Here is a 16,142-nt window from a genome sequence, read left to right as displayed (position 1 = left end):
CAGCGCTGGGGAGAAGTGGCCCCTGCCTGTGCATCGGGTGTGCAGAACTTTCGCCCGTCCACAGAAACACCCGGTTGTCCACGGGCTCCGCCCACAGGCACGGTGGATAAAAAACCGGTGCTGACCAGCGCATACACGGTTATCCACGGTTTCCACAGGCCCTACTACTACTCCCAACTAGAGAGTCCGGGGAAATCGTTTGGAAGTGGGGCCTGTGCACAACTCGCCCCGCGGAGCTCCGAGGCCGCTCGCCACGACTTGACCCCGACGGGCACCGACTGTCAGTGCGGTGCGTCAGACTGGACCCCGGTGTCCTTCCCACGGCATGGCTGAGAGACACCGAGTCAGACGACGAGGGCCACAGGCCCAGCGGGCGAGAGCAGCCAGCAACAGCAGGAGGGCGGCTTACGGTGAAGATCCGGGTTGAACGCGACGTACTCGCGGAGGCGGTGGCCTGGGCGGCGCGCAGCCTCCCGGCCCGGCCGCCTGCGCCCGTCCTCGCAGGTCTGCTGCTGAAGGCCGAGGAAGGCGCACTGAGCCTGTCGAGCTTCGACTACGAGGTCTCGGCACGCGTCTCGGTGGACGCCGAGGTGGACGAGGAAGGCACGGTCCTCGTCTCCGGCCGGCTGCTCGCGGACATCTGCCGAGCGCTCCCCAACCGCCCGGTGGAGATCTCCACAGACGGTGTACGGGCGACGGTGGTCTGCGGCTCCTCGCGCTTCACACTCCACACGCTTCCCGTGGAGGAGTACCCCGCGCTGCCGCAGATGCCGACCGCCACGGGCACCGTCCCCGGTGAGGTCTTCGCCTCCGCCGCCGCCCAGGTGGCCATCGCCGCGGGCCGCGACGACACGCTGCCGGTGCTGACCGGCGTACGCATCGAGATCGAGGGCGACACGGTCACCCTGGCCTCCACCGACCGCTACCGCTTCGCGGTCCGCGAGTTCCTGTGGAAGCCGGAGGACCCCGAGGCGTCCGCCGTCGCCCTGGTCCCGGCCAAGACGCTCCTGGACACCGCCAAGGCGCTCACGAGCGGCGACACGGTCACCCTGGCGCTGTCCGGCTCGGGCGCGGGCGAGGGCCTGATCGGTTTCGAGGGAGCGGGCCGGCGTACGACCACGCGTCTCCTCGAAGGCGACCTGCCGAAGTACCGCACGCTGTTCCCGACCGAGTTCAACTCGGTGGCCGTGATCGAGACCGCCCCCTTCGTGGAGGCCGTCAAGCGTGTGGCCCTGGTGGCCGAGCGGAACACCCCGGTGCGGCTCAGCTTCGAGCAGGGGGTGCTGATCCTGGAGGCCGGCTCCAGCGACGACGCACAGGCTGTGGAAAGGGTCGACGCCCAGCTCGAGGGCGACGACATCTCGATCGCCTTCAACCCGACGTTCCTGCTCGACGGCCTGAGCGCGATCGACTCCCCGGTCGCCCAGCTGTCCTTCACGACCTCCACGAAGCCGGCGCTGCTGAGCGGCAGGCCGGCCCTGGACGCCGAGGCGGACGACGCCTACAAGTACCTGATCATGCCGGTACGTCTGAGCGGCTGAGCCCACAGGTGTGTGCGTGCGTCCGGGCGTAGGCTCGGACGCAGGTACGAAAGTGCCGTAACGCCACGTCGCTAGTGAAGGAACCACTGATGGAGCTCGGTCTCGTCGGCCTCGGCAAGATGGGCGGCAACATGCGCGAGCGCATCCGCCGCGCAGGTCACACCGTCATCGGATACGACCGCAACCCGGACCTCGCCGATGTCCACAGCCTCGAAGAGCTTGTGGGCAAGCTCAAGGGCCCGCGGGTCGTGTGGGTGATGGTCCCGGCCGGTGCCGCGACCCAGTCGACCATCGACGAGCTGTCCGAGCTCCTCCAGCCCGGCGACGTCGTCGTGGACGGCGGGAACAGCCGCTGGACGGACGACGAGAAGCACGCCGAGGAGCTGAAGGCCAAGGGCATCGGTTTCGTGGACTGCGGTGTCTCCGGAGGCGTCTGGGGCCTGGAGAACGGCTACGCCCTGATGTACGGCGGCGACAAGGAAGACGTCGCCAAGGTGCAGCCGGTCTTCGACGCGCTCAAGCCCGAGGGTGACTTCGGCTCGGTGCACGCGGGCAAGGTCGGCGCGGGCCACTTCGCGAAGATGGTCCACAACGGCATCGAGTACGCCATGATGCAGGCCTACGCCGAGGGCTGGGAGCTGCTGGAGAAGGTCGACTCGGTCACGGACGTGCGCGAGGTCTTCCGTTCCTGGCAGGAGGGCACGGTCATCCGTTCCTGGCTGCTGGACCTCGCGGTCAACGCGCTGGACGACGACGAGCACCTGGAGAAGCTGCGCGGCTTCGCGCAGGACTCCGGAGAGGGCCGCTGGACCGTCGAGGCGGCCATCGACAACGCGGTTCCGCTCCCGGCGATCACCGCGTCCCTCTTCGCCCGCTTCGCGTCCCGCCAGGACGACTCCCCGCAGATGAAGATGATCGCCGCGCTGCGCAACCAGTTCGGCGGCCACGCGGTCGAGAAGAAGTAATCCACAGCCTGTGCGTCGAGCACGGGCTTGCCGGGGGAGGTCGGCGCACACCATGCACGTCACGCATCTGTCGCTGGCCGACTTCCGGTCGTACGCCCGGGTCGAGGTCCCACTCGATCCGGGCGTCACCGCGTTCGTGGGCCCCAACGGCCAGGGCAAGACGAACCTCGTGGAGGCCGTCGGCTACCTCGCCACACTCGGCAGCCACCGCGTCTCCTCGGACGCCCCCCTGGTGCGCATGGGCGCCGAGCGGGCCGTCATCAGGGCCAACGTCCGCCAGGGCGAGCGGCAGCAGCTGATCGAACTCGAACTGAACCCCGGCAAGGCGAACCGCGCCCGCGTCAACCGGTCCTCCCAGGTCAGGCCGCGGGACGTGCTGGGCATCGTGCGCACGGTGCTCTTCGCGCCCGAGGACCTGGCGTTGATCAAGGGTGACCCCGGTGAGCGGCGGCGCTTCCTCGACGAGCTGATCACCGCCCGCTCCCCGCGCATGGCGGGCGTCCGCTCGGACTACGACCGGGTCCTCAAGCAGCGCAACACCCTCCTGAAGTCGGCCGCGCTCGCCCGGCGCCACGGCGGACGCTCCATGGACCTGTCCACGCTCGACGTCTGGGACCAGCACCTCGCGCGCGCGGGCGCCGAGCTGCTGGCGCAGCGGCTCGATCTGATCTCGGCGCTCCAGCCGCTGGCCGACAAGGCGTACGAACAGCTGGCCCCCGGCGGCGGGCCCGTCGCCCTGGAGTACAAGCCCTCCGCGCCCGGTGAGGGCCACACCCGCGAGGCGCTCTACGGACAGCTGATCGCCGCCCTCGAGGAGGCGCGCAAGCAGGAGATCGAGCGGGGCGTGACCTTGATCGGCCCGCACCGCGACGACCTGCTGCTCAAGCTGGGCCAGCTCCCCGCCAAGGGGTACGCGAGCCACGGTGAGTCCTGGTCGTACGCCCTGGCGCTGCGCCTGGCCTCGTACGACCTGCTCAGGGCCGAGGGCAATGAGCCGGTGCTCGTCCTCGACGACGTCTTCGCGGAGTTGGACGCCCGCCGCCGGGAACGGCTAGCGGAACTGGTGGCCCCCGGGGAGCAGGTGCTGGTCACGGCCGCGGTGGACGACGACGTCCCGGGCGTGCTGGCAGGCACGCGGTTCGCGGTGGCGGATGGGGCGGTGGACCGCGTATGAGCCAGGAGAAGCCCGCCAAGGGCGAGCCCGAGGGGCCGCGGAAGACGCCCGAGCCCTCCGGCGTCGACCTCGCCCGCGTCGCCCTGCGCGCCGCGAAAGAACAGGCACGCGCGCGTGGGGACGCCGCGCAGCAGAAGAAGCAGGCCCGCCGCGGCGGACTGCGCTCCGGGGCCCGCGCCGACGGCCGCGATCCGCTGCCGCTCGGCTCCGCCATCAACCGGCTGATCACCGAGCGCGGCTGGGAGACGCCGGCCGCGGTCGGCGGTGTGATGGGCCGCTGGCCGCAGATCGTCGGCGACGACCTGGCCAAGCACTGCGTCCCGCAGAAGTACGACGAGGACGAGCGCGTCCTGACCGTGCAGTGCGACTCCACGGCCTGGGCCACCCAGCTGCGCCTCATGGCCCCCCAGCTGGTCGCCCGGCTCAACGAGGACCTGGGCCACGGCACCGTGCGCCTCATCAAGGTCCTCGGCCCCGGGGGCCCCGCGCACCGCTTCGGACCCTTGCGCGCACCGGGCAGCACGGGCCCCGGCGACACCTACGGCTGAGCCTGCCGGTGGCGGTTGCTGGGGGTTGACGGCCCGAAGCGCTGAGTGCCGCTGTGAGCCCTCTGGAGCCCCGTTCCGTATATGGGGAGTCGGCCGAGTCCGGTTCAGGGCGGCACATGAGGACTCAGGTACCGGCAAGCCCCCATCAATGTCAGTGCTACCGGTAGACTGGAAGCTAATCCCGCCCCACTTGTGGGACGCACCGAGCAACGCTGACTATCGCTGAACGACGCAGCCGCTCCGGCCACCGCCGGGAGCTTGGCTTGTGCTGTGCCAGAAAGGGCGCTTCGTGGCCGATTCCGGCAACCCCAACGAGAACATCCCGTCCACCGCCGCCGGCGAGACCGTCGAGGCCCCGCCCTCGTACGACGCCAGCGCGATCACCGTCCTCGAGGGTCTGGACGCGGTCCGCAAGCGACCCGGCATGTACATCGGTTCCACCGGTGAGCGCGGTCTGCACCACCTGGTGCAGGAGGTCGTGGACAACTCCGTGGACGAGGCCCTCGCCGGCCACGCGGACGCGATCGACGTCACGATCCTCGCCGACGGCGGCGTGCGCGTGATCGACAACGGCCGTGGCATCCCGGTGGGCATCCACCCGGTCGAGAAGAAGCCGGCCGTCGAGGTCGTGCTGACCGTGCTGCACGCGGGCGGCAAGTTCGGCGGCGGCGGTTACGCCGTCTCCGGTGGTCTGCACGGCGTCGGCGTCTCCGTCGTGAACGCCCTGTCCACCAAGCTCTCCGTCGAGATCAAGACGGACGGCTACCGCTGGACGCAGGACTACAAGACGGGTGCCCCGACCGCCCCCCTGGAGCGGCACGAGGCGACCGACGAGACCGGCACCTCGGTCACCTTCTGGGCCGACGGCGACATCTTCGAGACCACCGAGTACTCCTTCGAGACGCTGGCGCGGCGCTTCCAGGAGATGGCGTTCCTCAACAAGGGTTTGACGATCAAACTCACTGATGAGCGCGAGTCGGCGAAGGCCACGGCGGGTGCGGACTCGGCCGAGGCGACCGACGACGAGGCCGCCGAGGCCCGCACGGTCACGTACCACTACGAAGGCGGCATCGTCGACTTCGTGAAGTACCTCAACTCCCGCAAGGGCGAGGTCATCCACCCGACCGTCATCGACATCGAGGCCGAGGACAAGGGGCGCCTGCTCTCGGTCGAGATCGCGATGCAGTGGAACTCGCAGTACACGGAGGGCGTGTACTCCTTCGCGAACACGATCCACACGCACGAGGGCGGCACGCACGAAGAGGGCTTCCGGGCCGCGCTGACGGGCCTGGTGAACCGCTACGCACGCGAGAAGAAGCTGCTGCGCGAGAAGGACGACAACCTCACGGGCGAGGACATCCGCGAGGGTCTGACGGCGATCATCTCGGTGAAGCTGGGCGAGCCCCAGTTCGAGGGCCAGACGAAGACCAAGCTGGGCAACACGGAGGCCAAGACCTTCGTGCAGAAGGTCGTCCACGAGCACCTCACGGACTGGTTCGACCGCAACCCCAACGAGGCCGTCGACATCATCCGCAAGGGCATCCAGGCCGCCACGGCCCGCGTCGCCGCCCGCAAGGCGCGCGACCTGACCCGTCGCAAGGGCCTGTTGGAGACGGCGTCCCTGCCGGGCAAGCTCTCCGACTGCCAGTCGAACGACCCGACGAAGTGCGAGATCTTCATCGTCGAGGGTGACTCCGCCGGTGGTTCGGCGAAGTCCGGCCGCGACCCGATGTACCAGGCGATCCTGCCCATCCGAGGCAAGATCCTGAACGTCGAGAAGGCGCGCATCGACAAGATCCTGCACAACCAGGAGGTCCAGGCCCTCATCTCGGCCTTCGGCACCGGTGTGCACGAGGACTTCGACATCGAGAAGCTCCGCTATCACAAGATCATCCTGATGGCGGACGCCGACGTCGACGGCCAGCACATCAACACGCTGCTCCTGACGTTCCTGTTCCGCTTCATGCGGCCGCTGGTCGAGAACGGTCACATCTACCTCTCGCGCCCGCCGCTGTACAAGATCAAGTGGTCGCGGGACGACTTCCAGTACGCGTACTCCGACCGCGAGCGCGACGCCCTCGTGGAGATCGGCCGCCAGGCCGGCAAGCGCATCAGGGACGACTCGGTCCAGCGCTTCAAGGGCCTCGGCGAGATGAACGCCGAGGAGCTGCGCATCACCACGATGGACCAGGAGCACCGCGTGCTCGGCCAGGTCACCCTGGACGACGCGGCACAGGCCGACGACCTCTTCTCGGTGCTGATGGGAGAGGACGTCGAGGCACGGCGCTCGTTCATCCAGCGCAATGCCAAGGACGTTCGCTTCCTCGACATCTGAGTCGGCCCGTACAAGCCGCACCTCGAAAGGACTTTGACCAGCAATGGCCGACGAGAACACCCCTGTGACGCCCGAAGAGGAACCTGTCGTTCCCGGTGTGGGCATGCGTGTCGAGCCCGTCGGGCTCGAGACGGAGATGCAGCGCTCCTACCTCGACTACGCGATGTCCGTCATCGTGTCCCGCGCGCTGCCCGACGTACGCGACGGCCTGAAGCCCGTCCACCGCCGCGTCCTGTACGCGATGTACGACGGTGGCTACCGCCCCGAGAAGGGCTTCTACAAGTGCGCCCGCGTCGTCGGCGACGTCATGGGCACGTACCACCCGCACGGCGACTCCTCGATCTACGACGCCCTGGTGCGCCTCGCCCAGCCGTGGTCGATGCGGATGCCACTGGTGGACTCCAACGGCAACTTCGGCTCCCCGGGCAACGACCCGGCGGCCGCCATGCGGTACACCGAGTGCAAGATGGCGCCGCTGGCCATGGAGATGGTCCGCGACATCGACGAGGACACCGTCGACTTCACGGACAACTACGACGGCCGCAACCAGGAGCCGACGGTCCTGCCGGCGCGCTTCCCGAACCTGCTGATCAACGGCTCGGCGGGCATCGCGGTCGGCATGGCCACCAACATCCCGCCGCACAACCTCCGCGAGGTCGCGGCGGGCGCGCAGTGGGCCCTGGAGCACCCCGACGCCTCGCACGAGGAGCTGCTGGACGCCCTCATCGAGCGCATCAAGGGCCCCGACTTCCCGACCGGCGCCCTCGTGGTGGGCCGCAAGGGCATCGAGGAGGCCTACCGCACGGGCCGCGGCTCCATCACGATGCGCGCGGTCGTCGCGGTCGAGGAGATCCAGAACCGCCAGTGCCTGGTGGTCACCGAGCTGCCCTACCAGACCAACCCCGACAACCTCGCGCAGAAGATCGCCGACCTGGTCAAGGACGGCAAGGTCGGCGGCATCGCCGACGTGCGCGACGAGTCGTCCTCGCGCACCGGCCAGCGCCTGGTCATCGTCCTGAAGAGGGACGCGGTCGCCAAGGTCGTGCTGAACAACCTCTACAAGCACACCGACCTCCAGTCGAACTTCAGCGCCAACATGCTGGCCCTGGTCGACGGGGTGCCGCGCACGCTCTCGCTGGACGCGTTCATCCGCCACTGGGTGACGCACCAGGTCGAGGTCATCGTCCGGCGCACGAAGTTCCGGCTGCGCAAGGCCGAGGAGCGGGCGCACATCCTGCGCGGCCTGCTCAAGGCCCTGGACGCCATCGACGAGGTCATCGCGCTCATCCGCGGCAGCCAGACCGTCGACGTCGCGCGCGAGGGCCTCATGGGCCTGCTCTCGATCGACGAGATCCAGGCCAACGCCATCCTCGAGATGCAGCTGCGCCGGCTCGCCGCCCTGGAGCGCCAGAAGATCGTCGCCGAGCACGACGAGCTCCAGGCCAAGATCAACGAGTACAACTCGATCCTGGCCTCGCCCCAGAAGCAGCGCCAGATCATCAGCGACGAGCTCGCGGCGATCGTCGACAAGTTCGGCGAGGACCGTCGCTCCGCGCTCGTGCCCTTCGACGGCGACATGTCCATGGAGGACCTGATCGCCGAAGAGGACATCGTCGTCACGATCACCCGCGGCGGCTACATCAAGCGCACCAAGACCGAGGACTACCGCTCGCAGAAGCGCGGCGGCAAGGGCGTGCGCGGCACGAAGCTGAAGCAGGACGACATCGTCGACCACTTCTTCGTGTCGACGACGCACCACTGGCTGCTGTTCTTCACGAACAAGGGCCGCGTCTACCGCGCCAAGGCGTACGAGCTGCCTGACGCCGGCCGCGACGCCCGCGGCCAGCACGTGGCGAACCTCCTCGCCTTCCAGCCGGACGAGCAGATCGCCGAGATCCTCGCGATCCGCGACTACGAAGCGGTGCCCTACCTGGTGCTCGCCACCAAGGGCGGCCTCGTGAAGAAGACCCCGCTGAAGGACTACGACTCGCCCCGCTCGGGCGGTGTCATCGCCATCAACCTCCGCGAGACGGACGACGGTTCGGACGACGAGCTGATCGGCGCCGAGCTGGTGTCGGCCGAGGACGACCTGCTGCTCATCAGCAAGAAGGCCCAGTCGATCAGGTTCACCGCAACGGACGACGCGCTGCGCCCGATGGGCCGCGCCACGTCGGGTGTGAAGGGCATGAGTTTCCGCGACGGCGACGAACTGCTCTCGATGAATGTCGTCCGGCCCGGTACGTTCGTCTTCACCGCCACCGACGGTGGGTACGCGAAGCGGACCAATGTCGACGAGTACCGCGTGCAGGGTCGCGGTGGCCTGGGCATCAAGGCCGCCAAGATCGTGGAGGACCGCGGCGAACTCGTGGGCGCCCTGGTGGTCGAGGAGACGGACGAGATCCTCGCCATCACGCTGGGCGGTGGTGTGATTCGTACGCGAGTCAACGAGGTCAGGGAGACGGGCCGTGACACCATGGGCGTCCAACTGATCAACCTGGGCAAGCGCGATGCCGTGGTCGGCATCGCTCGTAACGCCGAGGCCGGCCGCGAGGCCGAGGAAGTCGACGGGGACATCGTCGTCGACGACCCGGACGGCATCGAGCCGGCCGTCGGTACGGACGAGGGCACGGACTCCTCGGCCGAGTAGCGCGAGGAGTGAGTGATCGTGAGTAAAGCCACGGGCGCCGAGGCCCAGCGGGCCGGCACTACCGGTAGGGACGGTGCCCGTGGCTCCGCCACAGATGCCCACGACTCCGACGAGTCTCATGGATCCCAGGGGGGAACTGTGACGGACACCCGAGACGCCGACACGTCGGGCGGGGCGCTGCCCGGGGAGCGCAGGCCCGAGACGCAGGCGTCTCAGCCGTACCACCCGCCGCAGGCGTACCAGCAGGGCGCCAAGGGGGGCGCGGCGCGCAAGCCGCGGCCGGGCACGCGCACGGTGCCGCGCACGCGCAAGGCGCGGCTGCGGGTGGCCAGGGCCGACCCGTGGTCGGTCATGAAGGTCAGCTTCCTGCTCTCCATCGCCCTCGGCATCTGCACGATCGTCGCGGCCGCCGTGCTGTGGATGGTCATGGACGCGATGGGCGTCTTCTCGACGGTGGGCGGCACGATCTCGGAGGCGACGGGCTCGAACGAGTCGAACGGCTTCGACCTGCAGTCCTTCCTGTCGCTGCCGCGCGTCCTGACGTTCACCTCGATCATCGCGGTCATCGACGTCATCCTGGCCACGGCGCTGGCGACGCTCGCGGCGTTCATCTACAACCTCTCCGCGGGCTTCGTGGGCGGCATCGAGCTGACGCTGGCGGAAGACGAGTAACGGGGTCGCGTCGGGGGCCGGAGCACCGATTTTGGGACTGGCCCCCAGGTGCGCTAATCTTCAGGGGTCAGCGCGCGGGACATACTCCGAAGCGCGGCGGGGCTATAGCTCAGTTGGTTAGAGCGCATCCCTGATAAGGATGAGGCCACAGGTTCAAATCCTGTTAGCCCCACCAGTACGAAAACCCCCGGCCGAATACGGTCGGGGGTTTTTGCCGTGTGGGGTCGCCCTGAACAACTCACTGTCGTCGAACCTCGGTCGCACTACGCTCTGCGGATGACCTTGGAATGGGAACAGGTAATCGTTCATTCGGTGGATCCGGCGGCCCTGGGGCAGTGGTGGGCCGACGCTCTTGGCTGGGTCGTCGTCCACTCCGATGACGATGAGTTCGAGATCCGCCCGGCGCCGGATCGCCTGCCGGGGTTGGATTTCGTCCGGGTCGAGGAGAACAAGAAGGCGAAGAGCCGGCTGCATCTCGACTTCCGGCCCGACGACCAGGCCGCCGAGGTGGCCCGCCTGGAGGCGCACGGCGCGAAGCGCGTCGACATCGGCCAGGGCGAGCAGTCGTGGGTGGTCCTGGAGGACCCCGAGGGCAACGAGTTCTGCGTCCTCGGTCAGCGGCGCCAGGCGAGCTGACTGCACCGCGCGCCCTCGGCCGGCCCGTCCGTTCGCGCGAAGGCCCCCCAGCCTGTGTGGCTGGGGGGCCTTCGGACGCCTGTGGGGGGTGCCCAGTCCGGGTTACGGCTCCGAGGCGAGCCCTGGCTCATGGGCGGTGGCCGTCCCGGCCTCGGCTTCCGTGTCCGCGGGGGGCAGGTGCCGGCAGCTGGGGGACGACCCGTGGGCCTCGGCGCGGATGCGCTGCTTCATCGTCGGGGGCAACGAACGTTCGTACGCGGCTGTCCAGAGGGCGGCCAGAGCCGGCGTGGGCGCGCACTCCGTGGCGTTGCGAGCGTTCGTGGTCTCCTGTACCGCCGTGGCCGCGGTGGCCGTCGTGGTGAGTCCGAGCGCCGCGAAGAGCGCGAGGAAGGCGGTGACGATCGTGGTCCACAGCTTCATGGCCTTGTTGCCGGTCATGACCCCTCAATTCGGGTTGGGCGATTTGCGTACTTTCCTCATGATGTGTATGTGGGGTCGATAACGACGGACCGACGCCCGCGCGGCGCCGATGTTCAGATGAACACCACCCGGATGGCCCCAAGGGCCCCGAGAAAGGGCGCGGAGCGGCGAACGCCACAGTGGGGCGAGGCCGGCGGAGCGCCGAAGTCCGTTTGGACTGCTGTGTCGGGGGCGGAAGTTGGGGGTCGGATCCAGGTCACCGATCGATATCGGTCGGTGTGTATAGTCGGGCGCCAGAAGTCCCCTACGTCAAGGAAAGACGAGGTCGCGCGGTGAAGAAGCTTCTCCTGGTCGCACTGGCCGCCATCGGCGGGCTCCTCGTGTACCGCCAGATCCAGGCGGATCGCGCCGAGCAGGATCTGTGGACGGAGGCGACTGACTCCGTGCCCACGGGTTCGTGAGTCATCGACACCAGTCACTTCACAGGCCCCGGTCGCTGATGCGGCCGGGGTTTTGTGCTGTGCGGTGAGTTCGCTCCCGTAAAGGATTTGCTTGCGGGAGCGAATGTGGGGGTTGGTGGTGGCGCGGTTGCGGTGACGGCGGAGTCGTGGTGGTGTCCCCGGGGCGCCCGGCGGGCAGGACGCTCGGGGCGGATGGGCCCGGGCGGTCCGGGCGGGACGGCCGACTTCGCGACGAGGGGTGGCGCGGGATGGGGCGGCGGCTTGGCGGGGGCAGGGGCGCGGCGCTGGCGGTGGGGGCCGCGCTGTGTGTGACCGGAGTGCTGCCCCCGGCTCAGACGGTGGCGGCGGGCGCGTCCTCTCCGTACGGTTTCGCCGAGGACGCCGAAACGATCGACGGCGCGACGAGCAACGCGGCGGGGCACCGGCTCAGCCCGGGGAAGACGTACCTGAGCTCCCTCCCGCGCGCGGGGCAGCGTTTCTACCGCCTGGAGTTGACGGCCGAGGAGAGCGCCTACGTGGCGGTCACCGCGGTGCCGGGGGTGGCCGAGAAGGTCTCCTACGCCGATGGCCTCAAGGTCTCCGTGCAGGACGCCGACGGCGCCAACTGCAGTCCCCGGGAGGCGCGGAAGGCGAGGTTCGGGGCCTCGGAGAGCCCGCGCCCCGTCACCGCCACGGCGGCGCGCCGGGTCGGGCCCGACGAGAGGAGCTGCGCGGGGGCCGGCACGTACTACGTGCTCGTCGAGCGGATGAGCGAGCCTGAGTCCTCCCGGGGTGACTGGGGGCTGGAGCTTCGGGTCGCGACGGAACCCGCGCTGCGGTCGGCGGGAGCGACGCGAGCGCCCCGCTCCTGGAATTCCGCCACCCCCGCGCCCCGGACCGGTGAGCGGAGGAGCCGCGCGGGCGGGCCGGGCTTCTCCGGGGCCCGCGCGCTGGGTACGGGGGTCTGGGGCGACCGGATCGCACCCGGCCGAACGCTCTTCTACCGGGTGCCGGTCGACTGGGGGCAGCGCCTCTCCGTCGGCGCGGAGCTGGGCAGTTCGAGCGGGCGGGGCGAGCGGAACGGGACGGTACGCGGCTCCGGGCGCGGTAGGGGGTACGTCTCGTCCGCGTTGGTCGTGGCGCTGTCCAACCCGGTGCGCGCGGAGGTCGACGACGAGGACACGGCGTACGACGGCAAGCAGAAGTCGGTGGCACTGGACCCGCTGCCTCCGGTCGCGTACGAGAACCGCTTCGCGCCGGCCGACAGGGTGGCCGCGGTGCGGTTCGCCGGCTGGTACTACCTGTCGGTCCACCTCAGCCCGCGGGTCGCGGAGGTGTCCGGCGAGGGGCCGCTCGACCTGACACTCCGAATATCCGTCGAAGGGGCCGCGCGCCCGGGGCCGGCGTACGCGGGATCGCCCGTACCCGCGGGGGAGTTCGGCGTCACGGAGCGGGACGATGACGACGACACGGCGATGGTGGTGCTCGCCGTCGGTGGGATCGGGACCGGGGCGGGTCTGCTGGGCGTCCTCGGCGTGTGGACGCTGGTCGCGCGGCGCAGGGCGACGCGTTTCGCCGTCAGAGCCGGGTCAGGGCCCACACGCCCACGGTGAGGCACAGCAGCGCGATGAGCAGCATCGGGACGGCGATCTTCGCGGGCGGGTGGGGTGGTGGGCCGGCCGTGGGGGGCGTGGAGGGCGGTGGCGATACGTAGCTGTGGGTCCCGAAGGCGGGGGCGCGGTGCGTCGCCGGTGCGGGGCCTGGCGGTCGGGAGCCGTGACTGAGGGTGGCTGGGGGGCGGGCAGGGCCGGTGTGTCCGGCGGGGCTGGTGGGACGCATGAGGTCGGTGTGACCGGTGGGGCCAGTAGAGGCGTACCCCGTGGGCAGCGGCGGAAGGTGGTCGAAGATCTGGACGGGCTCGGCGTCCGACCCCGGCTCCGGCAGCAGCTCGGCGGCGGACGCCAGCGCCTTGCGCGCCCCGGTGGCGGTGCGGAACCGCGCCCTGGGGTCGGGCTGGAGCAGGGTGGCGATGACCTGCCAGAGCGGTTCCGGCACGCCCCGTGGCGCGCAGGGCGTGCCGTACGCGGCGAAGTGTGCGATCAGTGCCGTGGCGTCCGGTTTCGCGCCCTCCAGGACGTACAGGGCCACCAGGCCGACGGCGAAGAGGTCGGCGGTGAAGTCCGGATCGGCGCCCAGCAGCTGCTCGGGAGCGAAGTAGCCGGGCGTGCCCATGACATGGTCGGTCGCGGTCAGGCGCGGCTCGCCCTTGCGCATGGATGTGCCGAAGTCCGACAGACGCAGGTGCGGGCGTCCGGAGCCGGTGGCTTCGAGCAGGACGTTGGCCGGCTTGATGTCGCGGTGGACGACACCTTCGGCGTGGACGGCCGCGAGACCGGAGAGGAGCTGGTCGAGGAGCGTGCAGGCGAAACGGTGCGGCAGCGGTCCGTAGTCCCCGATGAGGTGCGCCAGCGAGCCGCCGCCGACCAGGTCCATGGTGAACAGGACCTTGTCGTCGTCGGCGGCCCAGCTGGCGGGCGCGAGCACGTGCGGGTGGTCGATCCTGACGGCCTGCTCCCGCACGAACCTCAACAGGGTGTGCGCGTCGCTCTGTTGCAGCACTTTGGCGGCCACGTAGCGGCGCCGCCGGTGGTCCCAGGCGCGCCAGACCGCTCCGACTCCCCCGTGTCCGATCGGGTCGACCAGTTCGTACCGGCCGGCGAAGACCTCACCCATGGTCGCGCTCCGCTCCCCTTCCGGGCCGTGCGGCGGCCCGGTCGACGGCTCAGCTCTGGTGCGCCTCGTAGTGGGCCACCGCGTCCGCGGTGCGTCCGGCGCCGTACACCCGGAGGAACTCTGCCAGCTCCGGGTGGGTCGGGGCGAGGGAGTCGGCGGCGTCGATGATGTCGCCGGCGGCGGCGACGGAGCGCAGCAGCGACTGGATCTCGCGCACCACGCGCTTGACCGTGGGCGCACCCGAACCGGTCGCCGTCTGCGAGGTGTTGGTGAGCACGGAGCCGCCCTGGGACTTCCTGATCTCGTCCATGCGGTCGGTCGCCTCGGCGGCGCTCACGCTGCCGTCCGCGACCTGGCTCGCCAGTTCCTGGAGGAGCTGCACACGCTGGACGACCGCGGGGTTGCCGATCTTGGCGCGCTGACCGCTCATCAGCTGGGACAGCATGGGCGCGGACAGGCCGAGGACCCCGGCGAGACGCGCCTGGTTGAGGCCCAGATCATCGATGAGTCGACGGAAGAGCGCCCCCAGCGGCTCCCCGTACCAGTTCCGCTGGAGCTCCCGTGCTCTCGCGGTGGTGTCCTGCTGTGCGGCGTCCATTGCGTCTCCCCATCGCTTCCCCTAAGACCGCGGTTCGCTGCCGCGAACCACGTCGTGCATCTTACGGAGCGTGGTCGTCGACCGGGACCCCCAATCCTTTTGCGAGATCCGGGGGGTGACCCGGTACTCTGGTCTGCGGTGCACGCCGGAAGGCGGTCCTCGCGGCCCGGCGCATCGTTCTCGGGGCCTTAGCTCAGTTGGTAGAGCGCTGTCTTTGCATGGCAGATGTCAGGGGTTCGACTCCCCTAGGCTCCACAGCCCGAGAGCCCCTCCGAACTGCGCGAACGCGGGTCGGAGGGGCTTTTCCGTGTCCACAGGCCCGCGGCTGCCCCGGGGTGCCGCGGTCAAGGCTCTAGAGCAGCGCCTCCGAGCCGTGCAGCTCGACGAAGCCGACCACCTGGCGCAGCCGGTCGAAGCTGGTGACGTTGTTGCCGATCAGGCGCACCGAGGCCGGGCGGCCCTCACGCCAGCTGTGGGCGGCCCGGGAGAGGGCTCCCCACTGGTTCTCCATTTCGGCGTAGTCATGGCTCAGCTGGTAGTTGGTGAAGCCGTTGATGTTGCCGTAGACGCGGTTGAAGATCGGGCCGAAGCGGGCGGCTTCGGAGAAGATGGTGATGGCCATCAGCATGCCCCGGTCGACGCGCGTCTCGTTCCACGTGGGGACGTTGTGCAGGTCGTACAGCGCGTTGAAGATGTTGGTGGAGCCGAGGTAGAGGTTCTCGCGCGTGCTGCCGCCGTTGAGGCTGAGGTAGCTCCCGTTGCGCGGCATGAAACGCACCTGCACGCCCAGATCCTGCTGGAACTGCTGCTGGCGGCCGTCCTGGAAGGCCCAGTGGACGCCGGCGCCGGGCGAGTAGAAGCCCGCGACGTAGAGGTTGTCGGCCCACAGGTAGACAGAGACGAGGTCGCGCCCCTCGTTCCGCACCCGCACCTGGATCAGCCGGTTCGTGTTCCGGGTGGTCTGCTGGACCAGGCCGCTGCCGGTGTCGGTCGCGTCGCCGTAGCTGTTGCGGTGGATCGCGTCGATCAGGTTCCAGTAGCGATTCGCGTGCTCGCCCCGGCCGGCCGTGATGTCCGTGATGTCCCAGTCGATGACCGGCCAGTTCTCTTGGGCCGCCGCGCTGCTCCTGGCCGCCGGCCTGAGGTCTCGGCTGACCGCCGTCGGCGATGCCGGCTGGAGGTCCCGGCTGACCACCGTCGGCGCCGCCGGCTGGAGGTGCCGGCTGACCGCCGTCGTCCTGTGGGCGGGGCCGGTCGTCGCCGAGGCCATGGTGGCCGGCGGGGTGAGCAGTGCGGTCGCGGCGGTGATCGACACCAGCGCGAAGCCAGTCCTCTTGAGCACGGCGTTCCCTCATCAGTCGGTCGGGTGTGGGCGGGGTTTGCGATCCCCTCGCGGTTCGCTTCAGCATGCGTGCGCTTTCTGGCACGCCGTT

At 69.7% G+C, this 16,142-nt stretch carries 14 protein-coding genes and 2 tRNA genes; 12 read left to right on the top strand and 4 right to left on the bottom strand.

All coding sequences use genetic code 11. The features are described from left to right. The first annotated feature begins 410 nt into the window (after positions 1-410). From dnaN to ACZ516_RS20185, 9 genes are all read left to right on the top strand, one after another. Positions 411-1,541, top strand: a complete 1,131-nt coding sequence (gene dnaN / locus ACZ516_RS20225; protein ID WP_358696335.1) for a DNA polymerase III subunit beta — start codon at positions 411-413, stop codon at positions 1,539-1,541. Between the two features lie 89 nt (positions 1,542-1,630). Next, positions 1,631-2,506, top strand: coding sequence for a phosphogluconate dehydrogenase (NAD(+)-dependent, decarboxylating) (gnd, locus tag ACZ516_RS20220; RefSeq protein ID WP_358578081.1), 876 nt, complete (start codon positions 1,631-1,633; stop codon positions 2,504-2,506). A gap of 52 nt (positions 2,507-2,558) precedes the next feature. Beyond that, positions 2,559-3,680, top strand: a complete 1,122-nt coding sequence (recF, locus tag ACZ516_RS20215) for a DNA replication/repair protein RecF (protein WP_361081145.1) — start codon at positions 2,559-2,561, stop codon at positions 3,678-3,680. Further along, entirely contained in the window at positions 3,677-4,228 is a 552-nt protein-coding gene (locus ACZ516_RS20210; protein ID WP_469011265.1) for a DciA family protein, read from the top strand. Before recF ends, ACZ516_RS20210 begins: the two co-directional genes overlap by 4 nt. A 265-nt stretch (positions 4,229-4,493) precedes the next feature. Beyond that, complete coding sequence (gyrB, locus tag ACZ516_RS20205) at positions 4,494-6,563, top strand: DNA topoisomerase (ATP-hydrolyzing) subunit B (protein WP_358578074.1); 2,070 nt, start codon at positions 4,494-4,496, stop codon at positions 6,561-6,563. A 43-nt stretch (positions 6,564-6,606) separates the two neighbouring features. Next, entirely contained in the window at positions 6,607-9,210 is a 2,604-nt protein-coding gene (gene gyrA / locus ACZ516_RS20200) for a DNA gyrase subunit A (RefSeq protein WP_358578071.1), read from the top strand. Positions 9,211-9,228: 18 nt separating this feature from the next. Next, positions 9,229-9,882, top strand: a complete 654-nt coding sequence (locus tag ACZ516_RS20195) for a DUF3566 domain-containing protein (protein WP_469011264.1) — start codon at positions 9,229-9,231, stop codon at positions 9,880-9,882. Positions 9,883-9,980: 98 nt separating this feature from the next. After that, positions 9,981-10,057 (top strand) — tRNA-Ile (locus ACZ516_RS20190). A gap of 101 nt (positions 10,058-10,158) precedes the next feature. Next, a complete protein-coding gene (locus ACZ516_RS20185; RefSeq protein ID WP_358578066.1) occupies positions 10,159-10,518 on the top strand; it encodes a VOC family protein in 360 nt (119 codons plus the stop codon). 102 nt (positions 10,519-10,620) lie between these two features. On the opposite strand, the gene ACZ516_RS20180 is transcribed toward ACZ516_RS20185, so the two are convergent. Beyond that, the gene (locus ACZ516_RS20180; RefSeq protein WP_358578063.1) at positions 10,621-10,956 is read right to left on the bottom strand and encodes a DUF6344 domain-containing protein; all 336 of its coding nucleotides are present in this window, start codon (positions 10,954-10,956) and stop codon (positions 10,621-10,623) included. A 314-nt stretch (positions 10,957-11,270) separates the two neighbouring features. Here ACZ516_RS20180 and ACZ516_RS20175 point away from each other — a divergent pair, with 314 nt between their 5' ends. Then, positions 11,271-11,399, top strand: coding sequence for a DLW-39 family protein (locus ACZ516_RS20175; protein WP_003999697.1), 129 nt, complete (start codon positions 11,271-11,273; stop codon positions 11,397-11,399). Positions 11,400-11,647: 248 nt separating this feature from the next. Beyond that, positions 11,648-12,991, top strand: a complete 1,344-nt coding sequence (locus ACZ516_RS20170) for a hypothetical protein (RefSeq protein ID WP_469011263.1) — start codon at positions 11,648-11,650, stop codon at positions 12,989-12,991. Here ACZ516_RS20170 and ACZ516_RS20165 read toward each other — a convergent pair. Together ACZ516_RS20165 and ACZ516_RS20160 are read right to left on the bottom strand one after the other, a co-directional pair. Continuing rightward, complete coding sequence (locus tag ACZ516_RS20165; protein ID WP_469011262.1) at positions 12,957-14,111, bottom strand: serine/threonine-protein kinase; 1,155 nt, start codon at positions 14,109-14,111, stop codon at positions 12,957-12,959. The genes ACZ516_RS20170 and ACZ516_RS20165 overlap by 35 nt on opposite strands. A 49-nt stretch (positions 14,112-14,160) precedes the next feature. Further along, positions 14,161-14,709: a helix-turn-helix domain-containing protein gene (locus tag ACZ516_RS20160; protein ID WP_358578055.1), complete on the bottom strand. Its 549-nt coding sequence runs from the start codon at positions 14,707-14,709 to the stop codon at positions 14,161-14,163. A gap of 182 nt (positions 14,710-14,891) precedes the next feature. Between ACZ516_RS20160 and ACZ516_RS20155 the strand changes: the two genes are divergently transcribed. Next, a tRNA-Ala gene (locus tag ACZ516_RS20155) sits at positions 14,892-14,964 on the top strand. A 97-nt stretch (positions 14,965-15,061) separates the two neighbouring features. Here ACZ516_RS20155 and ACZ516_RS20150 read toward each other — a convergent pair. After that, complete coding sequence (locus ACZ516_RS20150) at positions 15,062-16,051, bottom strand: ribosome-inactivating family protein (RefSeq protein WP_361081134.1); 990 nt, start codon at positions 16,049-16,051, stop codon at positions 15,062-15,064. Positions 16,052-16,142: the final 91 nt, after the last annotated feature.

The organism is Streptomyces sp. NPDC034037 (assembly GCF_055575715.1).
Note: the sequence above shows the minus strand (reverse complement) of the source record. Positions and strands in the feature narration are given on the sequence as shown.